Consider the following 25,664-nt stretch of genomic DNA (forward strand, 5'->3'; position numbering starts at 1 on the left):
CCTATATTCTGATGTCGATTCGGCGCTGTCCCGCCAGTCTTCCGGTCTCTTGCTCGATCGCCACGGGGATCGCCGGTATCGCGGTCGCCTCGGTGCCTTTTTCGGTCGTGTCGCGCAGTAGCCGCAGGGGTTCGGGCGGCGGGCCGTCGCGGAAGGACAGGGTGCCACCCTCCAGTCCGGCGTCATGCAGTTCGGCACTCAGAAGGCCAGCGTTTCGGCGCAGCAATTCCAGCGTCTCGGGGCGCTCGGCCATGATCACGACAAGCGGCTTGTCCTGACCAGAGACCGAGATCCGCACCCGGCCCAGTTCCTCGGGCGACAGGGCAATCTCGGTGACGCCGCCGACGGTGATGGCCTGCACCGCCCCGCTCGTCTGAGACGGTATCAGGGCTGCCACGATCTGGCGTGCCGCAGGCTGCATCGCCGGGTCAGGCCCGCGCCGGAAAGGCGCGGCTCCAAGCAGAGGCATGTCACGCATGGGCGCGTGATCCGGCACTTCCTCGATGCCCGTCGGGATCGCGGCAAGTCGCGGCGCGGGCCTGGCTGGCGCCGCGCCGGTTTCCAGCGGTCGCGTCGTCTCGATTACGGTTTGGGCAGTCTTTCCAAACGTGTCGAGGTCCATCCCCAGCGTGTCCTTCTCGGCCAGCCTTGGCCAATGGGTCACCGACCACGCGGCAATCTGGCGGTCTGGGGCTGCTTTCGGCGCTGTCGTCATGATCGAAGAAGGTGGAACCTCGTCCACCACAGGCGCCTTCGCATCGCCATCGGCCAGAGACAGACGCGCTGGCTCAAAGCTTGCGATATCGTCGATGGCCGTGTCGAACGGCTCCGTGAACGCGCGCTTCGCGTGAACCCGGTCGTGAAGCGTCAAAGATGCGGCGTATGCTTGCGGGTCTTCCCCCTGTGGCGCCTTGGGGGGGCTCGCAGGCGCTATCGGCGGGGTGGCCGGCGTGTTGCTCGGCGTCAGGGGCTCGACCGTGACCGCCGCCCGGTTCGCAACCGCGCCCGTCACCGGAACAGAGAGCCAAGCATCGTCGGCGCGTTCGACCGATGCTTCAGGCGCCGCAGTTTTCCCAAGCGCCTTGGCGAGCGGGACCGAGCCAAAGGGCGCAGCGACCTTGGGAAGAGATATATCACAAACTTTCGGCCAATGCGGCGCCTCAAGACCCGTCATCCGAATGTCCGTTGCCGGTTCGGGCGCCAGCCATGCAGAGAGCCCCGTCTGAGCATCCAGCCAGGCCTCCAGCGGGTCCGGGGCCTGAAGGTCCGACACGGCATGAATATCGGCAGCCGAATCGGTGCACAACCTCCGGGCCGCATCCTCGGCCAGGGCCACATGTGCCATGGCGGGCTCGTGGCTTGCCGAATCATCCGCTGTCGCAGGCATCTCCGGATCCGGCGGTTGCTCGGCCAAAGCTGCCTCGATCAGCGTGAAATCCCAGCTCTCGGATTCCGGGTCATCGCGGGGGCGCGCCACGTCAATGAGCATCCCTGAGGCTGCAAGGCGGGTCAAGTCGATCATCGCGCACGATCCTTCTTTGAGGCTCGTTATAATGCGAGATCCTTACTTATTATTTACCGCCGAAGGTTAGGCTGCGCCCAGTCTGACGTAATAAGAGGAATATGGATCGTGATTGGAATAAATCCGACACATCTGCCCGAAGTCGCGGCGGGGTCATCGGTTCGGGGCAATCCGGCCGAACAGCTTGAACGTGCCTTCCTCGAAGAGATGCTGAAATACTGCGGGCCCAAGCCAATGTCGGGCGCCTTTTCCGGCGGCGCGGGCGAGGATCATTTCGGCAGCTTCCTGACGCGCGAACACGCCGCGATCCTGGCGCGTCAGGTCGATCTCGGATTTGACCGCTTCCTGTCGCGTGGGGGTTCGGCATGACCGCCGCGGCACAGCGAATCACCGAGATCAAGGCCGCAATCCTTTCGGGTGATGTCAGGGCGGCGCAAAAGGGGCTGGATCTTCTGGAAAAGGCGCTGGCAGGTGGCGTGGATGATGGCCAGCGCCGCATCCTCGAGCCTGCACTGAGAGAGCTGCGCGCCCTGGCCGAGGCATCGCTGAAGGGCGCGCGCCAAGCCGCCGAGGATCTTCGCGACATTATCGTTTCTGCCCAGTCCCTGCAGACTTATGACGATGCGGGATGCCGCCGCAGTGCCACGACGCTGGCGCCGATGCCGCGGCGCTTTTGATAAAATGCTTGGTGAACTTCGTTTGAGCGAAAGAGGGTAATTCACTACTTGTCAATCACCGGCGGTTAAACCGGTCACATGCCGAAAGGGCAGGGAAAATCCCGGGGTCAGAAGGCCGAAGATGCAAACCCGGGCGCAAAGCGCCTTTTTCAAGCGGAGGACAACATGTCCAGCATTCTGACCAACAACAGCGCCATGGTCGCGCTTCAGACCCTGAAATCGGTGAACGCCAATCTGGGCAAGGCACAGGCCGAGATCTCGACCGGAAAGGCCGTGGCCAACGCCAAGGACAATGCCGCCGTCTGGGCCATCGCCAAGGTCATGGAAACCGACCAGTCGGCGTTCAAGACCATCCAGAAGAACCTCAATGTCGGCGATGCAGTGGTCGCCACCGCGCGCGCCGGCGCCGAGCAGATTGCCGACCTTCTGCGTGAAATGAAGGATCTGGCTATCGGTGCTGCGAATGACGCGGCAGACTTCGGCAAGATCCAGACGGATATCGACGCCAAGATGGCGCAGATCACCTCGATTGTCAGTGCTTCACAGCTGAACGGCATCAACCTCCTGGCCACTGATGTCAACGGCGCAGGCGGAACCAGCTTCACCGTCCTGGGGTCGCTGGACCGTGTGAACAGCACGGTTGCCACCACCGCCGGAGAGATCGTTGTGAACGGCGTCGATTTCGAAGCCTCGATTGCTGGTGCAACAATCACCTCGATCAACAGCCGGGCAGACGCAGTGACTGCGATCGGCGAGATCGAAGCGCTGATCGACATCGCGGTTCAGGGCGCCGCCGACCTCGGCTCGGCCGGCAAACGTATCTCGGATCAGGCGAACTTCGTCGGCAAACTGTCGGACTCGCTGAAGACCGGGATGGGCGCTCTGGTGGATGCCGACATGGAGGAAGCCTCGGCCCGTCTCCAGGCGCTGCAGACCCAGCAGCAGTTGGGTATCCAGGCGCTGTCCATTGCGAACCAGGCGCCCTCGGCGATCCTGGCGCTGTTCCGCTGACGTCTTTCGGGGCGCCCACGGGCGCCCCCTTACCCTTAAGACACTCCAGAACGGGAAAACATCCTTGAACGCGGTCACGCCTCTCGCCCAACACGGGTATAAAAGCGCAGCAGTGCGCAACCCCCGAGACGCAGAATACGACGCCTTCTCGCGCGTCACCCGCCTGATGTGTCAGGCGCCCCGGCAATGCACGACGGCAGAGGCCGTGCGCGCCGTCCATCTGAACAATGAACTTTGGACCATACTGGCCACCGACTTGGCCGATTCCGGCAATGCTCTGCCGGACACGCTGCGAGCGGGCCTTCTATCGCTGGCCGGCTTCTGTCTCCGGCACGGCCATTCCGCTCTTGCCGGCCAGGCCAGCACGGATGCCCTGATTGATATCAATCTGTCCATCATGAAAGGACTGCGTGGCGAGGTTGCGGCATGAGCGGCCTCGTTCTCAAGCTCGCCCCAAACGAGCGTATCCTGATCAACGGCGCCGTGATTGAGAATGGCGACCGCCGGTCGCGCATTTCGATCAAGACCCCCAATGTCAATGTGCTGCGTCTGCGCGACGCGATCCATCCCGAAGCGGCGACAACGCCTGTTTCTCGCGCATGTTATCTTGCGCAGCTGATGTTGTCAGGCGATATCGAGGTCGCCATCGGCCGCCGCGACCTGATCCGGGCGATCGAGCAACTCAGCCAGGTCTTCGACGACCGTGACAGTCGCATGCTGCTGGCTGAAGCCAGCGAGCACGCCGTTCAGAACAATCCCTATCAGGCGATGCGCCGTTTGCGCGAATTGTTGCCTCGCGAGGCGCGCCTTTTCGCCATCGCCCGTCAGTGAGGACAGGACGATGATGCCGATCAGCACCGGCGCGGGGGGGCTTCTGGGCTGGAAGATCCTGCAAAGGACTGAAGCGCGCCAGATCGAGATCCTGCGCCGTGATGCCGTCGTGCAGCGCGCGACGAACTATCTGCGCGACAATCCCGACAAGCTCGCCTCGCCGGAAGTGCTGGTCGGCGATTACCGTATGCTCAGCGCGGTCCTTTCGGCCTTCGGGCTGGAAGGTGATGTCGCCAACAAGGCCTTTATCCGCAAGGTTCTGGAGTCCGATCTTGGCGATCGCAACGCGCTGGTGAACCGGCTCAGCGACAAGCGCTATCTGCGCATGGCGGAAGCTTTGGGCTTCAACGCCTCTGGCGGATCCTCCGTCGATCTTGGAGAAAGGCTGGGTGAAGCCTTCATCCAGCGCGAATACGAACGCCGCGTCGGCGCGGGGGACGAGGACCTGCGTCTTGCCCTCAATGCGCGGCGCGAGATCGCGGCTTTCGCTGGCAGCGGGAAAAGCGCCGCGACCCAGTGGTACGAGGTGATGGGCAACCCGCCCCTGCGCAAGGTGTTCGAGACGGCCTTGGGCTTCGGCCCCAGCTTCGGTAAGCTTCCGATCGAACGCCAGAACGCCGAATTCATCAAGGCCGCGCAGCGCCAGTTTGGCACGTCCAGCCTGTCCGATCTGGCCGAACCCGCTGCGACCGAGCGGATCATCATATCGTTTCTGGCGCGCGCGCAGTTGACCCAATCCGAGGGTCAGAACCGCTACAGCGCCGCGCTGGCACTGCTGGCCCGGCCCGGCTTTGTCTGACGTGCAATTTGCGGCCATGCGCGGCCCGCCGCACCTTGCGCCCAAGGCGGTCTTGACTATAACCCCGGTCGATTTACGCAAATCCAGCACATCCGGGAGCGGCCATGCCGAAGAGAACCGATATCAAGTCCATCCTGATCATCGGCGCAGGCCCCATCGTGATCGGACAGGCTTGCGAATTCGATTATTCCGGCGCCCAAGCCTGCAAGGCCCTGCGCGAGGAAGGCTACCGGGTCATCCTGGTCAACTCGAATCCGGCTACGATCATGACCGATCCCGAGATGGCCGACGCGACCTATATCGAGCCGATCACCCCCGAGATTGTCGAGAAGATCATCGCCAAGGAGCGCCCCGACGCGCTTTTGCCGACGATGGGCGGGCAGACCGGTCTGAACACGGCGCTGGCCTTGGCCGATAACGGCGTGCTCAACCGCTACGGGGTCGAGCTGATCGGCGCGCAGCGCGCCGCCATCGAGATGGCCGAGGACCGCAAGCTTTTCCGCGAGGCGATGGAGCGGATCGGCCTGGAAAACCCCAAGGCGACGATCATCGCCGCCCCCAAGGGCGCGAACGGCAAATACGACGTGAATGCTGGTGTCGCCCAAGCGATGGACGCGCTTGAAGAAATCGGCCTGCCCGCGATCATCCGCCCGGCCTTCACGCTGGGCGGCACGGGCGGCGGTGTCGCCTATAACCGAGACGATTACGAAAGGATCGTGCGCTCAGGCCTCGACGCATCGCCGGTGGCGCAGGTGCTGATCGACGAATCCCTTCTGGGCTGGAAGGAATACGAGATGGAGGTCGTTCGTGATCGCAACGACAATGCCATCATCGTCTGCTCGATCGAGAACGTCGATCCGATGGGCGTCCATACCGGCGATTCCATCACCGTCGCCCCGGCCCTGACTCTGACGGACCGCGAATACCAGATCATGCGCAATGGCTCGATTGCGGTCCTGCGCGAGATCGGCGTCGAGACGGGTGGCTCGAACGTGCAATGGGCGATCAACCCCGCCGATGGCCGCATGGTCGTGATCGAGATGAACCCCCGCGTGTCGCGCAGCTCGGCGCTGGCCTCCAAGGCGACGGGCTTCCCCATCGCCAAGATCGCCGCGAAACTGGCTGTCGGCTATACGCTGGACGAGCTGGACAACGACATCACCAAGGTAACGCCGGCCAGCTTCGAGCCCTCGATCGACTATGTCGTGACCAAGATCCCGCGCTTCGCCTTCGAGAAATTCCCGGGCTCGAAGCCCGAGCTGACCACGGCGATGAAATCCGTGGGCGAGGTCATGGCCATCGGTCGTTCTTTCCACGAGTCGCTGCAAAAGGCGCTGGCCTCGATGGAGAACGGCCTGACCGGCCTCGACGAGATCGCCATCGAGGGCGCCGCCGACCAGGGCAAGCCCGCCGTGATCGCGGCCCTGTCCAAGGCGACTCCCGACCGCATCCGCGTCATCGCCGAGGCGATGCGCTTCGGCCTGACCGATGACGAGATCCAGCGCGTCACCCGCTTCGACCCCTGGTTCCTGGCCCGCATCCGCGAGATCGTCGATGCCGAGCACCAGATCCGCGAGAACGGCCTGCCCTCGGACGAGGAGGGCCTGCGCCAGGTCAAGATGATGGGCTTCACCGATGCCCGCCTGGCCCGTCTGACCGGCCTTGACGAGGCAGAGGTCCGACGCGCCCGCCGCGCCTTGGGCATCCGCCCGGCCTTCAAGCGCATCGACACCTGCGCGGCCGAGTTCGAGGCCCAGACCCCCTACATGTATTCCACCTATGAGGCCCCCGCGATGGGCGATGTGGAATGCGAATCCCGTCCGACCGACGCCAAGAAGGTTGTTATCCTGGGCGGCGGCCCAAACCGGATCGGCCAGGGGATCGAGTTCGACTATTGCTGCTGTCACGCCTGCTTTGCGCTGACCGGCGCGGGCTACGAGACGATCATGGTCAACTGCAACCCTGAAACGGTCAGCACCGATTACGACACCTCGGACCGCCTCTATTTCGAGCCGCTGACGCTGGAGCATGTGCTGGAGATCCTGCATACCGAACAGAAGAATGGCACGCTGCACGGCGTGATCGTCCAGTTCGGCGGCCAGACGCCCCTGAAGCTGGCCAATGCGCTGGAGGCAGAGGGAATCCCGATCCTGGGCACCAGCCCCGACGCCATCGACCTGGCCGAGGACCGCGAGCGGTTTCAGAAACTGTTGAACGATCTGGGCCTCAAGCAGCCGGTCAACGGCATCGCCAGCAGTGATGCGCAAGCTATTGAAATCGCAGAGCGCATTGGCTTCCCGCTGGTCATCCGCCCTTCCTACGTGCTGGGCGGTCGCGCGATGGAGATCGTGCGCGATATGGACCATCTGAAGCGCTACATCTCCGAGGCGGTGACGGTTTCGGGCAAGAGCCCGGTCCTGCTGGACAGCTATCTGGCCGGCGCAATCGAGGTCGATGTCGATGCGCTCTCGGATGGTGAAAATGTGCACGTTGCCGGCATCATGGAACATATCGAGGAAGCGGGCGTCCATTCCGGCGACAGCGCCTGTTCGTTGCCGCCGCATACGCTGGACCGCGCGACCATTGTCGAGCTGAAAGCCCAGACCGAAGCCATGGCCCGCGCCTTGAAGGTGCGTGGTCTGATGAACGTGCAATTCGCGCTGAAGGACGGCCAGATCTTCGTGCTGGAGGTCAACCCGCGCGCCAGCCGCACGGTCCCCTTCGTCGCCAAGGCCACCGACAGCGCCATTGCCTCGATCGCCGCGCGGCTGATGGCGGGCGAGCCCATGTCGAACTTCCCCCTGCGCGCCCCCTATCCCGAAGGTGTCGGCCCCGAGGATGACCTGCCCTTTGCCGATCCGATGACGCTGGCCGACCCGATCACGCCCTGGTTCTCGGTCAAGGAGGCCGTGCTGCCCTTTGCCCGCTTCCCCGGCGTGGATACGCTTCTGGGCCCCGAGATGCGCTCGACGGGCGAGGTCATGGGCTGGGACCGCAACTTCGCGCGCGCCTTCCTCAAGGCGCAGATGGGCGCTGGCACGCATCTTCCCTCTGAAGGCCGCGTCTTTCTGTCGGTCAAGGATGCCGACAAGACGCCCGCTCTGGCGCAGGCTGCCCGCGACCTGGTTGCGATGGGGTTCACGCTGGTCGCGACCTCTGGCACGGCGGATTTTCTGGAGGCTCAGGGAGTCGCCTCGACCCGCGTGAACAAGGTCTATGAGGGACGCCCGAACATCGTTGACCGCCTGAAGAACGGCGAGATCGCGATGGTCCTGAACACGACCGAGGGTGCCCAGGCCATCACCGATTCGCGCGAGATCCGCGCCGTCGCCCTCTACGACAAGATCCCCTATTTCACCACGGCGGCAGGCAGCATCGCGGCAGTGGCCGCGATCAAGTCGCGCGAGGAGGGAGAGGTCGGCGTCAGGTCGTTGCAGGCTTGAAACTGCCAGGATGGCCCTTGCGGAAATGGCGAAGGCCATCCCGGTTTCCTCAGGCTGCGGACCCGCGGGTCGTCAGAGCCGGGCCAGGATCGTTGCAGGCGGGGCCGGATCTGCCTGCGGCATGTCGTCTGCTGTGCAGCCCCGCGACGCCTGCGAATGTCAGCGCCCTTGTCATCGCGCCTGTCGGGCGCGGGTTGCGCATTGCGCGGGCATTCAAGCCTTGGGCGGATTTCGGCTTTGGCGGCTGACGGACCCGGCCCTGCCGGTGCAGGCGCCCTGCGCCCCTCATGGCTGGTCGGCAAGGGCCAGAAGATAGCAATCCATGATCCAGCCATGCGCCGCCCGCGCCTCGGCCCGAACGGCCTCGATGCGCGGACCGGCCTCGGCCAGGGGGCCGTGGTCCAGCCGCTGTTCTGCCATGCCCAGATAGGCGCCCCACCAGATCGTCAGTCCTTGGGGCGGCAGCGTGCGAAAGGCGCAGTCGCCGTCCAGCATGACCACGATGCGGTCGCAGCCCCTTGGCCAGCCCTGCTCTCGCAGGCGGCGGCCTGTGGTGACGCGGACTTCGTTTGCAAGCGAATTCAGCGGAATGGTATGCGCCGCGCACAGCGCCTGGATCGCGGTGATCCCGGGCACGACCCTGGTGCGCCAGCCCAGGCGGGCCGCGATCCGAAGGCTGCTGTCGTAAAGCGACGGATCGCCCCAGACCAGCATGGCAACCGTGCCGCCCTGTCGCGGATCGACCGCCGCAGCCCAGGCCGCGGCGACGGCGTCGTGCCATGCCTCGACCCCTTGAAGATAGGGCATGTCCCGGCTCCGCTCGGGCAGATCGACCTCGACAACAGCGCCGCCCGGCCGGTGCCGCGCCAGCATCGCGTGGCGCAGATGGGCCAGATCTTCCTTGCCCGCGCCCTTGCGGGGGATCAGGACCAGGTCGGCCTCCTGCAGGGCGCGGACGCCCTGCAGGGTCAGGTGGTCGGGATGGCCGGTGCCCGCCCCGATCAGCACCAGTTCGATCATGCGTAGAGCCGTGGCGTGACCAGCCCGCTGCCGCGCAGGCCCCGCGCCGCCTTGGCCCCGGCCAGCACCGCCAGATCGACCAGCGGCTCCAGCGCCAGGACCAGCATGTAGGCCGCGCCAAAGGACAGGATGCCGGGCAGCGCCTCGGCCCCTTGTCCGTAAAAGGCCCAGAACGCGACCCAGGCGACGATGCCGCCCTGATAGGCTGCCGACAGCGCCAGCGCCTGGCCATAGCGCAGGTCCACATAGGCCGTGCCCGGCGCGATGATCCGCCGGGCCAGCGCCCTCAGACCGAACAGGGGCACCAGCAGTGTCGTCACGTTCATGCCGTATTGCGGCAGATCGGAGGGCGCGAAGAACAGACTCTGGATCAGCAGCCCAAGCGCCAGGCCGATCGCAGCCGGCGCCGCCCCGAAGATCAGGAACAGCGTCGAGCCGAGGATCAGATGCACCTCGGAGACGCCCACGGGCCAGGTCGGCAGAACCTCGAAGAACACGAAGGTCGCGGCAGTGGCCAGCGCGGATCGGGCGGCAAGCGAGGCAGCCCCTTGCGCCCGCAGCGCGTCAAGGGCCAGCTTCAGCGAATAAAGTCCTGCGGTCGCAGCGGTTGCGTAGCTCAGAACGATCTTGGCGCCGGTCACGACGCCTTCTTCTATATGCATATCACACTCCTTTGGCCGTCCACCCGACGGCATGGGGTTGGCTGACATGGCCGGTCTCCTGGCTTGCGGGTCGTGGCGCGGCGTCGGCCTTCCCGGATCGCTCCAGTGGCGTTGGTGACGTGCGCTCGCCGCATACAGTCGCGGGGGCGGCTGGGGCTTCGGGCGCCGCGATTTGGTCCGCCCTTCCCCATTCCCGATGAAGCCCAACGCTGAGCGTCTGGCGGGCACCATGCAGTGCCATCACCTAGACGTGATCGCCCCATCCGCGTCAAGCCGAGGCGGGGGCGATCATGTGAAAGAAGGTGCCGGTGACGCCTTCGCGGTGGCTGCCGGTTTCGGGAACCTCGGCGCCGGTCGCATCGGTCACGCGGGCCAGGGGCGCGTCGGGCTGGGACAGGATTGTGGCATAGTGGAATTCATGCCCGCGTAGCGCCACGCGCCCCAGCCCCGGCAGGGCGGTCAGCGGCTCGGCCAGGCGGTATCCCAGATGCATCCGGCGCCTGGCATAGCTGGTCTCCAGCCCCAGCAGGCCCAGCATCGGGTGGCGCACCCCGTCTGCATCCACCAGACCGGCCCCAAGCGCCATGTAGCCGCCGCATTCCCCATGCACCGGCCGCGTCGCCGCAAAGTGGTGCATGGCGCTGCGGAACCCGTCGCAGGCGGCCAGCCGGGGCGCGTGCAGCTCCGGGTATCCGCCCGGCAGCCAGCAGCAGTCCGCGCTGTCATCGGGCCCCTCATCGGCCAGTGGCGAAAAGGGCAGGATCGTGGCCCCGGCGCGCCGCCACTCCTCCAGCACATGCGGATAGACGAAGCTGAAGGCCGCGTCGCGGGCCAGCGCGATCCGCCCTCCGGGGGGCGTCAGCGGTCGGGGCGCAGGCGCCTCGGGCAGGGCGCGATGGGCGGCGGCGGCGATGATCGCCTCCAGGTCGCAATGCGCCGCGATGAAATCGCCCGCATGGTCCAGGATGGCCTGCAGGCCCGCCGTTTCCTCGGCCTGGATCAGGCCCAGATGGCGCTCGGGCAGGGTGATGTCGCCCTGACGCGGCAGGCTGCCCAGCACGCGGATGCCCGCCTGGTCCATCCCCTCGCGGATCAGCCGGTCGTGGCGCGGCGAGGCCACGCGGTTCAGCACCACCCCCGCAAAGGGCAGATCGGGGCGCAGCGTGGCAAAGCCCCGCGCCGTGGCCGCCGCCGATTGGGCCTGTCCGCTGACATCCAGGATCAGCAGCACGGGCCAACCCATCATCTGGGCGATCTCGGCGCTGGAGCCGATGCCGGTTTCCCCCTTCGTCGCGACCCCGTCGAAGAGGCCCATCGACCCCTCGGCCAGGACCAGATCGGCGGGCGGCTGGCCGGCCGCATGGGCGATCAGGCGCCCTGGCTCCATCGCCCAGGCATCCAGGTTGAAGCTGGCCCGCCCCGAGGCCGCCAGATGAAACCCCGGGTCGATGTAATCCGGCCCCGACTTGAAGGGCTGCACCACCAGCCCCTGCCGGCGCAGCGCGGTCAGCAGGCCCAGCATCAGCATCGTCTTGCCCGTCCCCGATGCGGGGGCCGAGATCATCAGGCCCGGCGTCAGGGGGCGCGTCATTCCGGGAACCTCGGTGCGTCGCCCACGGGGCGATAGCGGCGGTCGTAATCGGCGGCGTAAAGGCGGCTGTCCTCGAACCCCTCGCCCGCCAGCGCGGGGCCGACCAGGATCAGCGCGGTGCGGTCGATGCCCTGCGCCTCCACCGTGGCCAGGGTCGCGCGGATCACGCGCTGGTCCGGCCAAGTCGCCCGCCAGACGATGGCCACCGGGCAGTCGGGGCCGTAATGCGGCGTCAGATCGGCCACCACCTGATCCAGCGCGTGGATCGACAGGTGGATCGCCAGAGTCGCCCCGGTCGCGGCGAAGGCGGCCAGCCTCTCGCCCTCGGGCATGGTCGAGGCGCGCCCCGGCGTGCGGGTCAGCACCACGGATTGGGCAAGGCCGGGCAGGGTCAGCTCGGTCTGCAGCGCGGCGGCGGCGGCGGCAAAGCTGGGCACGCCCGGTGTCACGTCAAAGGGGATGTCCAACGCCCGCAACCGGCGGATCTGTTCGCCCATCGCGGACCAGACCGACAGGTCGCCCGAATGCAGCCGCGCCACATCCTGACCTGCGGCATGGGCGGTCTGCATCTCGGCGATGATCTGGTCCAGCGACAGGGGCGCGGTGTTCACGATCCGCGCGCCGGGCGGGCAATGAGACAAGAGCGCGGCAGGCACCAGCGACCCGGCATAGAGGCAGACCGGGCAGGCCGCGATCAGGTCGCGCCCGCGCAGGGTGATCAGGTCGGGCGCGCCGGGGCCTGCGCCGATGAAATGGACGGTCATGGAATCTCTGCGATGGCGATGGTGACGGGGCCGAAGGTCCGGCGCGGATGGGTCAGGCGGCCGCCGGCTGCGATGGCTGCGGCCTCGGCCACCGATCCCGTGCCGAAGGCGGCGGTGATACGAGCGGATTGCGTGGGCGTGGCGATGCCCGCGACGGCGACCAGATGCAGCGGCAGGCCGCGCGCATGGGCCAGCGGGCGCAGTTCGGGCGCGCGTTCGGGAATGGTCGCCAGCGCATCGGCGCCGCCCGCGGCCTCAAGCGCGGCCAGCAGGGCGGGCAGGGGGGTGCCGGGGCGGCAGCCTATTCCGGCGATGCGCATGTGACGCTCCATTGCACGATCGGGCGGGCGGGGGTCCAGCCGCGCATCCGGCCCAGGGGGGCGGCCTCGGCGATGTCGATGCGCAGCAGGCGGCCGCCGTGATCGGCGTGCCAGCGGGTCAGCAGCGATTCCGTCTCCAGCGTCACGGCATTGGCGACCAGCCGCGCGCCGGGGGGCAGGCGGGCCCACAGCGCCTGTAGCAGCGCCTGAGACGCGCCGCCGCCGACAAAGACCGCATCGGGCGTGCCGGGCGGCAGCGCCTCGGGCGCCGAGCCTTCGATCACCGTGACGCGCCCGCCCAGGCCGAAGGCGTCCAGATTGGCGCGGATGATGGCGATGCGGTCCGCGCGCGGCTCGACTGTCATGGCGCGGCCCCCGGCCAGCGCCCATTCCACCGCGACCGATCCCGAACCGCCGCCGATATCCCACAGCATCTCTCCCGCGCGCGGGGCCAAGGCCGCCAGGGTCAGCGCGCGGATGGGCGATCTGGTGATCTGCCCGTCATGGGTGAACAGCCCATCCGCCCGCCCCGGCACCGCAGGCAGGCCGAAGCCGCGCGGCAGATCCGCCCCGTCGATGGCCACCGCCACCGGCGCCGCGCAGGTCAGCGCGAACCCATCGGCGCGGGTGGTGCGCACCCGTTCGGACGGCCCGCCAAGACGCTCCAGCACCGTCAGCCGCGCCGCCCCCGCACCCGCGCCGACCAGCCAATCGGCCAGCGCGGCGGGCGCATCGCCGTCGCGCAAAGTCGCGATGATGCGGCAGCCGCGCGCCAGATGCGGGCGCAGCCGGGTAAAGGGGGCGGCATGCAGGCCCAGGGTCACCGTGTCCTCCAGCCGCCAGCCAAGGCGTGCCGCCGCCAGCGACAGCACCCCCGGCGCGGGCAGGGCGCACCATTCATGGGGCGCAAGCGCCGCCGCGATGCTGCCCCCCGCGCCGCACCAGAAGGGATCGCCCGAGACCAGCGCCGCCACTCGCCGCCCGCGCAGCGCCAGAAGCGGCGCCAGGTCGAAGGGCACCGGCCAGGCCCGCCCCCGCACGCCCACCCCAGCCAAGGCCAGATGGCGGGGACCGCCAAAGACGACCTCGGCCGCCGCCAGCGCGCGCAGGCTTGCGCCGGGCAGGCTGTCCGGGCCATCCTCGGTGATCCCGATGATCGTCAGCCAAGGGTCAGACATGCGACGCATCCTGCTGTTGGGCGGCACAAGCGAGGCCAGCCGCCTGGCCGCCCTGCTGGCCCGAGCCGGTTTGCCGGCGGTTTTTTCCTATGCCGGACGCACCGAGGCGCCCGCAGCCCAGCCCCTGCCCACGCGGATCGGCGGCTTCGGCGGGGCCGAGGGCATGGCGCGTTACCTGCGGGACCACGATATCGGCGCGGTGGTCGATGCGACCCATCCCTTCGCCGCGCAGATCAGCCGCAACGCCGATGCCGCCTGCCACGCGGCGGGGGTGCCGATGCTGATGCTGCGCCGCCCCGCCTGGCCTGTCGATCCCGGCTGGCAGCGCGTCCCCGACATCGCGGGCGCGGTCGCCGCGTTGCCCGACGCGCCTACGGGTGTGTTCCTGGCCATCGGCAGGCAGAGCCTGGCACCCTTTGCCGCCCTGCCGCATCGCTGGCTGTTGCGGTTGGTCGATGCGCCGGATGCGCCGCCCCTGCCCGGCGCGCAGGTCGTGCTGGCGCGCGGCCCCTTCACGGTCGCGGGCGACCGGGCGCTGATGGCCGCGCATGGCATCACCCATCTGGTCGCCAGGAACAGCGGCGGGGCGGGGGCAAGCGCGAAACTGGACGCGGCGCAAGACTTGGGCGTGCGGGTCGTGCTGATCGACCGCCCCGCCGCGCCCGATCGGCCGCAGGTCGCCACGCCGGAACAGGCGCTGGACTGGCTGCATCAGACCGCCCCCCGCGGCGTATAGACCCATCGCCCCACCCGCCGCGTGGCGCGGTTGCCGACCAGGACGACGGTGCGCATGTCGGCCATCTCGGGCGTGGCCTCCTCCAGCGTGACCACGCGCAACGATTCATCGGGCGTGGTGACGGCGCGGGCAAAGATCATCAGGCGTTCGGGTTCGCATTCCTCGCGCAGCACCTCCAGCACGCGGGCAAGGCCTGCGGGCCGGCTGGCCGAGCGCGGGTTGTAGAAGGCCATCGCGAAATCGCCCCGCGCCGCGTGGCGCAGGCGGTGTTCGATCAGCGCCATGGGTTTGAGGTTGTCCGACAGGTTGATCGCGCAGAAATCATGCCCCAGGGGCGCGCCCGCCCGCGCCGCCGCCGCCAGCATCGCGGTGATGCCCGGCAGGATGCGGATGTCGGGGTCGCCGCCGATATCCTCCAGCGCCTCGAACAGGGCCGAGGCCATGGCGAAGACGCCGGGATCGCCCGAAGACACGATGACCACCCGCGCGCCCTGCGCCGCCAGGAACAGGGCGTGACGGGCGCGGTCCAGCTCTGCCCGGTTGTCGCTGGCGTGCAGGGTCAGGCCGGGACGCGCTGCCACGCGCGCGACATAGGGGATGTAGCCGATCACGTCGGTCGCCTGATCCAGCGCGGAGACGACTTCGGGCGTCACCATGGCCTCGGCGCCCGGTCCCAGCCCCGCGACGGTGATCCAGCCGCTCATTCCGCCCTCCGCGCCATGGGGCGCCGTCCATGGCCATGGACCAGCAGTGTCGCGAAATAGGGGCAATCGTCATCGGTCACATCGGCCAGGGGCGCGATGCGCTGGCCGGGCATGGTGCCGCGTTCGATCAGCCAGGCATCGGCCAGGCGTCCGGATGCCGCCAGCGCGCGGCGCAGCTTGGGCAAGTTGCGGCCGGTCTTCATCACCACCAGCGCGTCGCTGCCCTGCATGTGGCGGATCAGATCCGCCTCGGGCAGAGTGCCCATCAGCACGGTCAGCACGTCGTCGCCCCAGGTCATGGGCTGGCCCACCGCGTTCCAGCAGCCGACCATGCCGGGGATGCCGGGAATCACCTCGACCTCGGCCAGTCCGGTCAGGCGCACCTGCAGATGCATGAAGCTGCCATAAAGGAACGGGTCGCCCTCGCACAGGACCACCACATCCTCGGTCTGCGCCAACTGCGCCAGACGCGCGGCCCAGAGGTCATAGAACCCCGCCAGCGCGTCGTTGTAATCGGGATGGTCAAAGGGGATCTCGGTCGTGACCGGATATTCCATCGGATATTCGACCGCATCCGGGGCCAGCATCCCCTGCACGATGCGCCGCGCCTGACCGGGGCGGCCGGGTTTGCGGAAATAGGCCACATGGCGCGCGGCGCGCACCGCCCTGTCGGCCCGGACCGAGATCAGGTCGGGATCGCCCGGCCCCAGTCCTGCGCAGATGATACGTCCCATCATTCTCTCCGGCTGGCCAGCGCGTTGATCGCGGCGACGGTGATGGCCGATCCGCCCAGCCTGCCGCGCACGACAAGCGACGGGGCGGGTGGCGCGGCCAGCAGCGCGTCCTTGGATTCTGCCGCACCGACGAATCCCACGGGACAGCCGATGATCGCGGCGGGGCGAGGGCAGGCAGGATCTTCCAGCATGTTCAGCAGGTGAAACAGCGCGGTCGGCGCATTGCCGATGGCCACGACGGCACCGGCCAGATGCGGCCGCCACAGCTCCAGCGCGGCAGCGCTGCGGGTGTTGGCCATGTCGCGCGCCATGTCGGGCACGCGCGGGTCGCGCAGGGTGCAGATGACCGCATTGTCTGCGGGCAGGCGGGCGCGGGTCACGCCCTCGCTGACCATATGCGCGTCGCAGAGGATCGGCGCACCGGCGGCCAGCGCGGCGCGGGCCGCCCGCGTCATGCCGGGGGTGAAGGCCACGTCGCGCTCCAGCCCCACCAGGCCCGCAGCATGGATCATGCGCACGACCACCGGTTCCTCATCGGCGTCGAAACGCGCCAGATCGGCCTCGGCCCGGATGGTGGCGAAGGACTGGCGATAGATCGCGGCGCCGTCCTTTTCGTAATCATGGGGCATCACAAAACCTTGGGCAGTTGGTCGGGGTCGAGGCCGCGCAGCGCCGGGGCGTCCTGGGCGCGGCCATGGCGGATCAGGTCGAAGCCCGCGCCCGTCGCGGTCAGCGTCACATCCGCCGCGCGCGGCCAGCCGCAGCCCTTGGCGCAGCCGCTGACATGCAGCACCGCATCCGCCGGGATCAGCGGTGCCAGCGCGCGGGCCAGGGGGCGGGTCGCAGCCTGGGCCTGGGGGCAGGCGGGTGCGCCCGGACAGGCCCGCAGGCGCAGGCGCGGATCATGCGGATCGAGGATCAGGCCGGGGATCGCGGGCAGGCGGTGCGCGCCCCGGATCAGCACCATCCGCCACGGCGTCAGGCGCAGGGGCGCCAGCCGCCCGAGGCGGCGCAGCGTGTCCGGCGCGATCTGCCCGAATTCCAGCCCGACCAGCAGGCCCTCTGGCACCAAGCCTGGGGCGGGGCGAGGGGCGGGGTTCGGCGTTGCCAGCACCGCGCCGGGCGGCTGTGCGCCTGCCGCGATCAGCGCAGACATGCGGCCCCGCCCGTCCGGCGCGCCGCCCTGATCCAGGAACCACCGCGCCAAGGCCAGCGCATCCTGCGGCCCGCGATAGGGCGCTGCGCGATCCAGGCCATCGGCGCGCAGGGTCGGGCCTGCCTCGATACGGATGTCGGCCGGGTCGCGGGTCAGCACCGGCGCCGCGCCGGGATCGACCGCAAAGCCGAACTTGGCGGGCAGGGCCAGGTCGCTGGCGACCAGGGCCTTGGCCAGTTCAGCGGCCAGCCGGTCGGCCTCGGCATCGGCAAAGGGGGTCACGATGATGTTGCGCCGCCCTTCGGCGCGTGCATCGGCGTCGATCAGCCCATGGGGCCGCAATGCCTCGATCAGCGGCACATGACTGGCAGGCGTCACGCCGCGCAGTTGCAGATTGGCCCGCCCGGTCAGTTCGATCACGCCATTGCCATGCGCCTCGGCCGCATCCGCGATGGCCTGGGCCTGGGCCGCGTCCAGCCGCCCGCCGGGGGGGCGGATGCGCACCACCCAGCCATCGCCCGAATCCATCGGGCGCAGCGCGCCGGGGCACCAGCCGCGGATCACGACAGCCCCGCCGCGATCGAGTTGCGCCGCGTCACCCACAGCCCCGCCTCATGCAGCCGCCGGAACAGATCGCGCATCGCGGCCAGCGCCTCGGGGTTCGCGTCCTCCATGAAATCCACGATCTCGGGGCGGCCCAGGGTCGCGTCGTGATACAGGTCGAAGAGATGCGCGGGCACCGCCCCCGCCAGATGCGCGAAGGCCGCCATATGATCCAGCGTGGCCGCGATCTCGGCCGCCCCGCGATAGCCGTGGCGCGTCATCGCATTGGCCCAGGCCGGATCGGTGGCGCGGGCGCGGATCGTGCGGGCGATCTCTTCGGTCAGGCTGCGGGCGCGGGGGCGGCCCGGCTGCGTGGCATCCAGATGATAGAGCGCGGCGCGCCCGCCAATCCGCGCCATGGCGGCGGCAAAGCCCCCCTCATGCGCGGCATAATCGGCGGCCAGCAGCAGGTCGGTTTCCGGCAGGTCTTGCGCGTGAACGAAACTGTCGGCGCAGGCCAGCCGCGCCTCCAGTTCTGCGCGGCCCGGACGGCTGACCCCATCCGTGCCGATGGCCCAGCTCGAGGCAGCAATCCAGGCTTCGCCCGCCGCCACGCGTGCGGCATCGGTGAACTCCGTAGCCGCCGTGCCCATGGCCAGACCGTATTGCCCGGGCTGAGGACCAAAGACGCGCGCCCCGCCGCGATAGGGGTTCTGGCAGGCTTCCTCGTCCCGCGCGGCCAGGGTGTCGGCCCCGGTCTGGAAAAGCTGCGCCAGCACCGGGAACAGGTCGCGAAACAGCCCCGAAACGCGCAGGGTCACATCGATGCGCGGCCGCCCCAGCAGGGCCAGAGGCAGCACCTCGACCCCCGTCACCCGTCCCGATTCCGCATCCCAGGTTGGCCGCAGCCCGGCCAGATGCAGGGCCATGGCGAAATCCTCGCCCGCCGTGCGCATCGTGGCGCTGCCCCACAGATCGACGACCAGACCGCGTGGCCAGTCGCCGTGATCCTGCAGGTGACGACGCAGCAGTTCCTCGGCCAGCTTAACCCCCTGCGCATGGGCGGATGGCGTGGGCACAGCGCGCGGATCGACGCCATACAGGTTGCGCCCCGTGGGCATCACATCCGACCGACCCCGATAGGGCGAGCCCGACGGCCCCGGCGGCACGAAGCGCCCCGCCAGCGCCGCCATCAGGCCGTCACGTTCCGCGGCCCCGCAGGGTCCGGTTCCCCAGACATGCAAACCCTCGCCATATTGGCTTTCCTTGATGTCGCAGACAAAGCGGTCGATGCGAGCGATCGCCTCTGCTGCCCCGGCGTCGGGCGGGATGCCCAGGTCTTCCTCGATACCCAGGGCGCGGGCCTCGTCGCGGATGGCCGCGATCAGGCGGTCGCGGCGCGCGGGATCCAGCCCGTCCGCGGTGGAATATTCGTCCAGGCTGCGCTCCAACCCCGCCATTCCGAGCGGCAAGGAGGCCGCGCGCATCGGCGGGGGCATATGGCCCAGGGTCACCGCACCCAGACGACGCCTGGCCTGTGCGGCCTCGCCCGGATCATTGACGATGAAAGGATAGATGACCCGCATCCGCCCGGCCAGCGCCTGCGGCCAGCACTCTCCCGACAAGGCGACGGCCTTGCCCGGCAGCCATTCCAGCGTGCCATGCGCCCCCATATGGATCATCGCGCCCAGACCCTGCTCGGCCAGCCACAGATAAAAGGCGACATAGCCGTGACGCGGCACGCGGGTCAGGTCGTGATAGCTGTCCTCGCGTCCGATACGGTGGCCGCGTTCGGGCTGCAGCGCCAGGATCACCGGCCCGTGGCGGCTGGCGCGCAGGGCAAAGGCGCCCTCCACGCAATCGGGGTCCTCCTCGGGCGGACCCCAGGCCTCATGCAGATCGTCGCGCAATCGCTGCGGCAGGCGGGCCAGCGCGCGGCGGTAATCGGCCAGCGGCCAACGAATCACACCCTGCGGCAGACCGGGCAGCGCGACCCCCAAGGCCCGCCCCACCGCCTGCGCGGATGCGGGCGCGTCCAGCCCGACCGCATGGGCCTGCTGCCAGTCGCGGCCAGGATAGGCCGACAGCACCACCGCCACATCACGCGCCGCCCCGCGCCAGGCGAGGATCCGGTCCACCGCCTGCCCCAGCAGTTCCGCATCCGGGCGATGGACGAAGCGCGCATATTCCAGATCGGGATCGCGCGGCGCGACGCCCTTGAAGCTGATGACGCCCGCCAGGATCCTGCCATCCACCTCGGGCAGCACGACGGTCATGGCCAGATCAGAGGGCGACAGCCCCCGCTCTGTCACCAGCCAGTCGCGCCGCCGGTTGGTTGACAACACCACCTGAAAGACCGGGCAGGACCACCCACCAAAGGGCGCGACCCCTGCCATTTCTCCGTTGCCCAAATACCCAGCGACCGCGCCCCCCGAAAACCCGGTTGCATTGACGACCATCTCCGGCCCGCCCGGCAGCGCCCCTGCCAGCCATTCCGCCAGCCCCTCGGCCTTCAGGGACGGCGCGAATGCCCCCATCGCCATGATGCCGCGATCGCGCAGCGCATGGATCAGCGCGTCGATCGGCGCCACATCCGCCGCTGCCAGCCAACTGCGATAGAAGGTGACCAGCGCCTGCACCTTCCCCGGATCGGCGACGACACCGTGGTCCGGGTCATAAAATCCCATCGCGGGCAGCGTCTTGATCCCCGGCACCGGCGCGGCCTGCAGCCCCGCCGCGATGGCCAGCTGCGCCAGCGCCGCCTGCGCGGCCACCGCCCCGCCCTCGTCGCAATGACGCCGCAGCACGCGCAGGACCGACGCGGGCACGGTCGAGGCCCGGTCCAGCCGCGGATCGTCGCGCCCATCCGCCGGCAGGACCGCCAGCGCGATCCCGCGCCTGCGCGCCAGATCCTGGACCGATGCCAGCCCATAGGGCCACCAGGCCTCGCCGCCGATCAGCCGGATCAGGATGCCGCGCGCCCCCGACAGGGTCCGTTCGACATAGGTATCGACCGAGACCGGATGGCGCAGCGCCACCAGATTGCACAGCCGGGTCGAAGGCAACCCTCCCGCCGCGCGCCGCCACCCTTCCGCAAAAGCCCCCAGGTCGCTGTCCGAGAAAGACAGCACGACCAGGTCGCCCGGCGTCTGCCCGGGATCGAAGGGAGCGTCGGTCCGATCAAGCCCGACCTGTTCGCGGAAGATCACATGCATCAGGCGGGGACAGCCTCAAGCACGGCCCGGATCGCGACCGGGTCGATATGGTCATGTTCCGCGATCACCACCAGCCGCGAGCGGCGCGGAGCCTCGCCCCAGGGGCGGTCGTATTGATGGCGCACCCGCGCGCCCACTGCCTGGACCAGAAGGCGCATCGGCTTGCCCGCGACGGCCAGGTGGCCCTTGACGCGCAGGATGTGCTGCTCTTCGGCCAGCCGCACGATGCGGGCGCAGAGGTCGGCGGGGTCGTCGATCTCGGGCAGGTCGATGACGACCGTGTCGAAATCCTCGTGCTCGTGATCGCCTGCGCCGTCATGATGGCTGGGGCGGGCGTCCAGGTCGTCCTCGGCAGCCTTCCCGAGGCCCAGGATCAGGCGGGGGTCGATCACGCCCTCGGTCACGGTCAGGATGGGCAGAGGACGGGGCGCCCTGGCCTCGATCACGGCGCGGGCGGCGGCCAGGCCCGCATCGCCCGCCAGATCGGCCTTGGTCAGCAACACGACATCGGCGCAGGCGATCTGATCGTCGAAGACCTCGGACAGGGGCGTTTCGTGGTCCAGGCTGTCATCGGCGGCGCGTTGCGCATCCACGGCGGCCAGGTCGGGGGCGAAACGGCCCGCCGCCACGGCCTCGGCATCGGCCAGGGCGATCACCCCGTCCACGGTGATGCGCGACCGGATCGCGGGCCAGTCGAAGGCCTTCAGCAAGGGCTTGGGCAGCGCCAGCCCCGAGGTTTCGATCAGGATGTGATCGGGCTTGCAGGGCAGCGCCATCAGCGATTCCAGCGTGGGAATGAAGTCGTCGGCGACCGTGCAGCAGATGCAGCCGTTCGACAGTTCCAGGATGTTCTCGGCCGGGCAATTGTCGTCGGCGCAGCCCTTCAGGATGTCGCCATCCACGCCCATCGTGCCGAATTCATTGACGATGACAGCCAGGCGCAGCCCGTTCGGATGGGCCATCAGATGCTGGATCAGCGTCGTCTTGCCCGAGCCCAGAAAGCCGGTGATCACGGTGACGGGGGTTTTGACAAGGTCGGTCATGGTCACTCCTGCGGGGGAATTCGCGCAAGGCTCTGCTTGCGGAAGATGGCGGGGCGTTCGCGCCAGGGCACGATTCCGTCGGCGGTGGCGGCATAGGCGCGCGCGCCTGCGGCGATCTCGGCGGCGTCCTCGGGGGTCAGGCGGCCATAGACATAGGACCATTTGCCCGGCGCATTCAGCGCGATGGCGCAGCCCTGCGAACAGGCCGACAGACATTCGACCCCCCGGATCTGCACCTGATCGGGTGCCTGCGCAGCCAGGGCCCGAAGCAGCGCCAAGCCTTGACGCGGCGCCTCGGGATCGGTCTCTGGCGCGATACCGCGGCAGGTGGTGCAGACATGCAAGATGGCGCGCATTGCGGCCCGTCCTTTCGCCTTGGCGTCGGGGATGGGCCAACAGGACGGACGGGTCGTCCCCGCCGCCTTCTGCCGGTCGCGAAACACCCCGTTCGCCCGTTGTCATCGGCGCTGGCAGGTCTCCCGGCTTGCGGATTCAGGGCTTCGGCCCTACGGTCGGCCCACCTTCCCGGCCCGTCGCCGGATGGGGCGCAGGACCAGTGGCATCGGGCGACCTTTCCGGTCACGGTCGCGGGGGCGGCTGCTTTCAGGCCGGTGGCGGCCCTTCGCATTCCCTCTTGGCCCGCCTTGCGGCGGGAACCAGCACGAGGCTACCAAAGGCGCGACAGGCCGCTTTGTCAACCGAAAGGAGTGATCCGATGACCCGGATAGAGGCCGATGAACAGGCGCGCCATGCCGCGAAAATGGCCAGAAAGAAGGCCGCGCGCGACCGGATGATGAAAACCCGGACCGGCGAAAAGGGGCTGGTCATCGTGCATACCGGGCCGGGCAAGGGTAAATCCAGCAGCGGTTTCGGCATGATCATGCGCGCCATCGCCCACCGGATGCCCTGCGCGGTTGTCCAGTTCATCAAGGGCGCTTGGGACACCGGCGAGCGTCGCCTGCTGACCGCCCATTTCGCCGATCTCTGCCAGTTTCACGCCATGGGCGAGGGTTTCACCTGGGAGACGCAGGACAAGGCCCGCGACGTGGCGGCGGCAGAGGCGGGATGGGACAAGGCCAAGGCGCTGATCCGCGACCCCGCGATCCGCATGGTCCTGCTGGACGAGATCAACATCGCCTTTCGCTACGGCTATCTGGACCCCCACGCGGTGCTGACCTTCCTTCGGGCCGAAAAGCCGCCGATGACCCATGTGATCCTGACCGGACGCGGCGCCCCGGACGCGCTGATCGAGGCCGCCGACCTGGTGACCGAGATGGTGCAGGTCAAGCACCCGTTCCGCGCGGGCATCAAGGCACAGCCGGGCGTCGAGTTCTGAGGGCGCGAAAATCCGCGCGGCCCGGACCTTTCGGCGGCTTCGCGTGTTGATCGCGCGACGGATCACGACCGGGACATGCCATGACGCCTCCGCCGCTGCCTGCCTCTGCCGCCCTGTTTCTGGATTTCGACGGCTGCCTTGTCGATATCGCGCCTCGGCCCGACGCGGTGCAGGTCACGCCTGCGCTGACGCACCGCCTGACGCGGCTGATGCAGCGGCAAGGGGGTGCGGTGGCGCTGATCTCGGGGCGTGACGTGGCCGATCTGCGCAGGCATCTGCCGGATTTTCCGGGCATTGTTGCAGGCAGTCACGGCGCCGAATTCTCGCCCGGTCCCGGTCGGATCCAGGCCGCGCGCCATCCCGATCTGGACATCGCGCGCCTGCACCAGGAAGCGCGCGCGCTGGCCAGGCCCCACCCCGCCGTGCTGGTCGAGGAAAAACCCCACGGCGTCGCACTGCATTACCGCGCCGACCCTGCCCTGCGTGCCTTCGTCGAGGATGTGTCGCAGCGTCTGGCCGAGGCCCATCCGGGCCTTGCCCTGCAACCCGCCAAGATGGCGGTCGAACTGCGCCCCGCCGGCATCGGCAAGGGCGACGCGCTGGCGCGGCTGATGAAGATGCCGGCCTTCGCTGGCCGGATCCCGGTCTATGCGGGCGACGACACGACCGACGAACCTGCCATGGCCAAGGCGCAAGAGCTTGGCGGTTTCGCCGTCAAGATCGGGTCCGGCGCCTCGGTCGCCCGCTACACCCTGCCCGATCCCGAAGCGCTGGCCGCCTGGCTGGACGATTCATTCAGCCGAGAGCTTTCATGACCAGTCAGACTTCTTCCCGCCTTGTCGTCGTCTCGAACCGCCTGCCTCTTGGCGACAATCCCTCGGGAGGGCTGGTCGTCGCGCTTGAAGATGCGCTTGGCGCGTCCGGCGGGGTCTGGATCGGCTTTTCGGGCCAGCCATCCGAAGCGCCGGCCGATCATCTTCACGACCATCCCGGCGCGCGCTTCCGTCGGTTGTCCTTCGATCTGTCCCAGGAGGATCACGACAGCTATTATGCGGGCTATTCCAACTCGACCCTGTGGCCGCTCTGTCACGGTCGCGCCGATCTGATGCGGATCGTGCCCGAGTATCTGGAGGGTTATCGCCGGGTGGCGGGGCGCATCGCGGACCTGATGGTGCCACATCTGCGCCAGGATGACCGGATCTGGGTGCAGGATTACCAGCTTTTCCCGCTGGCCGCCGCCCTGCGCGAAAGAGGCGTCAGCGTGCCCATCGGGCATTTCCTGCACATCCCCTTTCCGGGGCCGGCCGATTGCGCGGCCTTGCCGAACCCGTCCGAATTGTTCCAGTGGCTTTCCCACTATGATCTGCTTGGCTTTCAGACCCGCCGCGATCTGGGCGCCTTCGTGCAAAGCGCACGGCAATTGTCGCAATTCCAGCCCATCGACCGCGACATGATCCGGCTGTGCGGGCGGACGCTGCGCGCCGGTGTCTTTCCCATCGGCATCGACGCCAGCGCCTTCATCGCCGAGGCCCGGCAGGCCCCGGACGAGGATCGGATGCGAAGCCTGACCGGCGCGCGCATGATGATCGGCGTGGATCGGCTGGATTACTCCAAGGGCATCCCGCAACGCTTTCGCGCCTATCAGATGCTGCTGGATACCCGTCCCGACCTGATCGAGCAGGTGTCCTTTCTTCAGATCGCTCCGCCCACACGCGGCGAGGTCGAGGCCTACCAGGACATCCGCGAGGAAACCGAACATCTGGCCGGCCGCATCAATGGGCAGTTCGCCACGCTGAACTGGACGCCGATCCGCTTCATCCACCGGCCCTTTCCGCGCGCGGTTCTGGCGGGGCTTTACCGGCAGGCGCGAATCGGACTGGTCACGCCTCTGGCAGATGGGATGAACCTGGTGGCCAAGGAATATGTCGCGGCGCAGGACGTGGCCGATCCGGGCGTGCTGATCCTGTCCCGCTTTGCGGGCGCAGCCGAGACCATGACCGATGCGCTGATCGTGAACCCCCATGACCCGCAGGAAATGGCCGAGGCGATGGCAGAGGCCCTGGCCATGTCCTCTGTCGAGCGTCGCCGCCGCCATGCCGCATTGCTGCAAGGGGTGATCGAACAGGATGTGTCCTGGTGGTCCTCGCGCTATCTGGACCGGCTTCGTCCCGTCCAATGATCCGTGAACTGCCCGCCAGGCAGGCAGATGCCGCGCATTCGGGCGGCAATCCGCGCGGCATTCTGCAATGCAGCGCCAACAAGCGGGCGGACCGATGATCCTGACGCGGTCTTGTGGTATCCCGAAAGAGCGAGAAGCGCGCTCGCATGATCCTCCGATTGCCCCCTGATCGGAATGTCAAGCCGCCGGTGCCTGCCGCC

Annotated in this window: 25 protein-coding genes and 2 riboswitches; of the genes, 11 read left to right on the plus strand and 14 right to left on the minus strand. The window is 68.4% G+C overall.

From position 1 onward, the window contains the following. Position 1 precedes the first annotated feature (1 nt). Positions 2–1,522: a flagellar hook-length control protein FliK gene (fliK, locus tag KY389_RS09985; protein WP_219830790.1), complete on the minus strand. Its 1,521-nt coding sequence runs from the start codon at positions 1,520–1,522 to the stop codon at positions 2–4. A 108-nt stretch (positions 1,523–1,630) separates the two neighbouring features. Between fliK and KY389_RS09990 the strand changes: the two genes are divergently transcribed. The 7 genes from KY389_RS09990 to carB all read left to right on the plus strand — a co-directional run bounded on the left by KY389_RS09990 (position 1,631) and on the right by carB (position 8,283). Further along, complete coding sequence (locus KY389_RS09990) at positions 1,631–1,891, plus strand: hypothetical protein (RefSeq protein ID WP_219830791.1); 261 nt, start codon at positions 1,631–1,633, stop codon at positions 1,889–1,891. Continuing rightward, on the plus strand, positions 1,888–2,199 hold the full coding sequence (locus tag KY389_RS09995) for a hypothetical protein (RefSeq protein WP_219830792.1): 312 nt from the start codon (positions 1,888–1,890) through the stop codon (positions 2,197–2,199). The genes KY389_RS09990 and KY389_RS09995 overlap by 4 nt, the downstream gene beginning before the upstream one ends. A 165-nt stretch (positions 2,200–2,364) precedes the next feature. After that, positions 2,365–3,210 (plus strand): flagellin N-terminal helical domain-containing protein, encoded by an 846-nt coding sequence (locus tag KY389_RS10000; protein ID WP_219830793.1) that lies wholly within the window; start codon positions 2,365–2,367, stop codon positions 3,208–3,210. A gap of 64 nt (positions 3,211–3,274) precedes the next feature. Continuing rightward, positions 3,275–3,640: a flagellar biosynthesis regulator FlaF gene (gene flaF, locus KY389_RS10005; RefSeq protein ID WP_219830794.1), complete on the plus strand. Its 366-nt coding sequence runs from the start codon at positions 3,275–3,277 to the stop codon at positions 3,638–3,640. Next, on the plus strand, positions 3,637–4,041 hold the full coding sequence (flbT, locus tag KY389_RS10010; RefSeq protein WP_219830795.1) for a flagellar biosynthesis repressor FlbT: 405 nt from the start codon (positions 3,637–3,639) through the stop codon (positions 4,039–4,041). The genes flaF and flbT overlap by 4 nt, the downstream gene beginning before the upstream one ends. 10 nt (positions 4,042–4,051) lie before the next feature. Continuing rightward, a complete protein-coding gene (locus tag KY389_RS10015) occupies positions 4,052–4,840 on the plus strand; it encodes a DUF1217 domain-containing protein (protein WP_219830796.1) in 789 nt (262 codons plus the stop codon). A 104-nt stretch (positions 4,841–4,944) separates the two neighbouring features. Next, a complete protein-coding gene (gene carB, locus KY389_RS10020) occupies positions 4,945–8,283 on the plus strand; it encodes a carbamoyl-phosphate synthase large subunit (RefSeq protein ID WP_219830797.1) in 3,339 nt (1,112 codons plus the stop codon). Positions 8,284–8,568: 285 nt separating this feature from the next. Here carB and cobF read toward each other — a convergent pair whose 3' ends face one another. The 6 genes from cobF to cbiE form a co-directional block, all read right to left on the minus strand. After that, positions 8,569–9,303 (minus strand): precorrin-6A synthase (deacetylating), encoded by a 735-nt coding sequence (gene cobF, locus KY389_RS10025; RefSeq protein WP_219830798.1) that lies wholly within the window; start codon positions 9,301–9,303, stop codon positions 8,569–8,571. After that, positions 9,300–9,965, minus strand: a complete 666-nt coding sequence (locus KY389_RS10030; protein ID WP_219830799.1) for an energy-coupling factor ABC transporter permease — start codon at positions 9,963–9,965, stop codon at positions 9,300–9,302. Before KY389_RS10030 ends, cobF begins: the two co-directional genes overlap by 4 nt. A 31-nt stretch (positions 9,966–9,996) precedes the next feature. Further along, a riboswitch (cobalamin riboswitch) is annotated at positions 9,997–10,212 on the minus strand. A gap of 21 nt (positions 10,213–10,233) precedes the next feature. Then, positions 10,234–11,556, minus strand: coding sequence for a cobyrinic acid a,c-diamide synthase CobB (locus tag KY389_RS10035; protein ID WP_246588064.1), 1,323 nt, complete (start codon positions 11,554–11,556; stop codon positions 10,234–10,236). Further along, the gene (cobM, locus tag KY389_RS10040; protein ID WP_219830800.1) at positions 11,553–12,320 is read right to left on the minus strand and encodes a precorrin-4 C(11)-methyltransferase; all 768 of its coding nucleotides are present in this window, start codon (positions 12,318–12,320) and stop codon (positions 11,553–11,555) included. Before cobM ends, KY389_RS10035 begins: the two co-directional genes overlap by 4 nt. After that, positions 12,317–12,640 carry a cobalamin biosynthesis protein gene (locus KY389_RS10045; RefSeq protein ID WP_219830801.1) on the minus strand — a complete coding sequence of 108 codons (324 nt, stop codon included), beginning with the start codon at positions 12,638–12,640 and terminating at the stop codon, positions 12,317–12,319. Before KY389_RS10045 ends, cobM begins: the two co-directional genes overlap by 4 nt. Beyond that, positions 12,622–13,818: a precorrin-6y C5,15-methyltransferase (decarboxylating) subunit CbiE gene (gene cbiE, locus KY389_RS10050; RefSeq protein ID WP_219830802.1), complete on the minus strand. Its 1,197-nt coding sequence runs from the start codon at positions 13,816–13,818 to the stop codon at positions 12,622–12,624. Before cbiE ends, KY389_RS10045 begins: the two co-directional genes overlap by 19 nt. On the opposite strand from cbiE, the gene KY389_RS10055 reads away from it, so the two are divergent. Then, complete coding sequence (locus tag KY389_RS10055; RefSeq protein ID WP_219830803.1) at positions 13,817–14,554, plus strand: cobalt-precorrin-6A reductase; 738 nt, start codon at positions 13,817–13,819, stop codon at positions 14,552–14,554. The two genes, cbiE and KY389_RS10055, sit on opposite strands and share 2 nt — an antisense overlap. Here the strand turns inward: KY389_RS10055 and cobJ are convergent. The 7 genes from cobJ to KY389_RS10090 are packed head-to-tail and all read right to left on the minus strand — an operon-like array spanning position 14,530 to position 22,305. Beyond that, a complete protein-coding gene (cobJ, locus tag KY389_RS10060) occupies positions 14,530–15,258 on the minus strand; it encodes a precorrin-3B C(17)-methyltransferase (protein ID WP_219830804.1) in 729 nt (242 codons plus the stop codon). The genes KY389_RS10055 and cobJ overlap by 25 nt on opposite strands. Continuing rightward, positions 15,255–15,992: a precorrin-2 C(20)-methyltransferase gene (cobI, locus tag KY389_RS10065; RefSeq protein ID WP_219830805.1), complete on the minus strand. Its 738-nt coding sequence runs from the start codon at positions 15,990–15,992 to the stop codon at positions 15,255–15,257. Before cobI ends, cobJ begins: the two co-directional genes overlap by 4 nt. Then, on the minus strand, positions 15,992–16,621 hold the full coding sequence (locus tag KY389_RS10070; protein ID WP_219830806.1) for a precorrin-8X methylmutase: 630 nt from the start codon (positions 16,619–16,621) through the stop codon (positions 15,992–15,994). Before KY389_RS10070 ends, cobI begins: the two co-directional genes overlap by 1 nt. Further along, positions 16,621–17,712, minus strand: a complete 1,092-nt coding sequence (gene cobG / locus KY389_RS10075; RefSeq protein WP_343222939.1) for a precorrin-3B synthase — start codon at positions 17,710–17,712, stop codon at positions 16,621–16,623. The genes KY389_RS10070 and cobG overlap by 1 nt, the downstream gene beginning before the upstream one ends. Continuing rightward, positions 17,709–20,906 (minus strand): cobaltochelatase subunit CobN, encoded by a 3,198-nt coding sequence (gene cobN / locus KY389_RS10080; RefSeq protein WP_219830807.1) that lies wholly within the window; start codon positions 20,904–20,906, stop codon positions 17,709–17,711. The genes cobG and cobN overlap by 4 nt, the downstream gene beginning before the upstream one ends. Beyond that, a complete protein-coding gene (cobW, locus tag KY389_RS10085; RefSeq protein ID WP_219830808.1) occupies positions 20,906–21,949 on the minus strand; it encodes a cobalamin biosynthesis protein CobW in 1,044 nt (347 codons plus the stop codon). The genes cobN and cobW overlap by 1 nt, the downstream gene beginning before the upstream one ends. 2 nt (positions 21,950–21,951) lie before the next feature. After that, positions 21,952–22,305: a DUF1636 family protein gene (locus KY389_RS10090; RefSeq protein WP_219830809.1), complete on the minus strand. Its 354-nt coding sequence runs from the start codon at positions 22,303–22,305 to the stop codon at positions 21,952–21,954. 96 nt (positions 22,306–22,401) lie between these two features. Next, positions 22,402–22,625: riboswitch (cobalamin riboswitch) on the minus strand. 39 nt (positions 22,626–22,664) lie between these two features. Here KY389_RS10090 and cobO point away from each other — a divergent pair. The 3 genes from cobO (at position 22,665) to KY389_RS10105 (ending at position 25,464) form a co-directional block, all read left to right on the plus strand. After that, the gene (gene cobO / locus KY389_RS10095; protein WP_219830810.1) at positions 22,665–23,285 is read left to right on the plus strand and encodes a cob(I)yrinic acid a,c-diamide adenosyltransferase; all 621 of its coding nucleotides are present in this window, start codon (positions 22,665–22,667) and stop codon (positions 23,283–23,285) included. 80 nt (positions 23,286–23,365) lie between these two features. Then, positions 23,366–24,100 (plus strand): trehalose-phosphatase, encoded by a 735-nt coding sequence (gene otsB, locus KY389_RS10100; protein WP_219830811.1) that lies wholly within the window; start codon positions 23,366–23,368, stop codon positions 24,098–24,100. Continuing rightward, a complete protein-coding gene (locus tag KY389_RS10105) occupies positions 24,097–25,464 on the plus strand; it encodes an alpha,alpha-trehalose-phosphate synthase (UDP-forming) (protein WP_219830812.1) in 1,368 nt (455 codons plus the stop codon). Before otsB ends, KY389_RS10105 begins: the two co-directional genes overlap by 4 nt. The last annotated feature ends 200 nt before the right edge of the window (positions 25,465–25,664 follow it).

It is taken from the genome of Paracoccus bogoriensis, from assembly GCF_019431455.1.
GTDB lineage: Bacteria > Pseudomonadota > Alphaproteobacteria > Rhodobacterales > Rhodobacteraceae > Paracoccus > Paracoccus bogoriensis.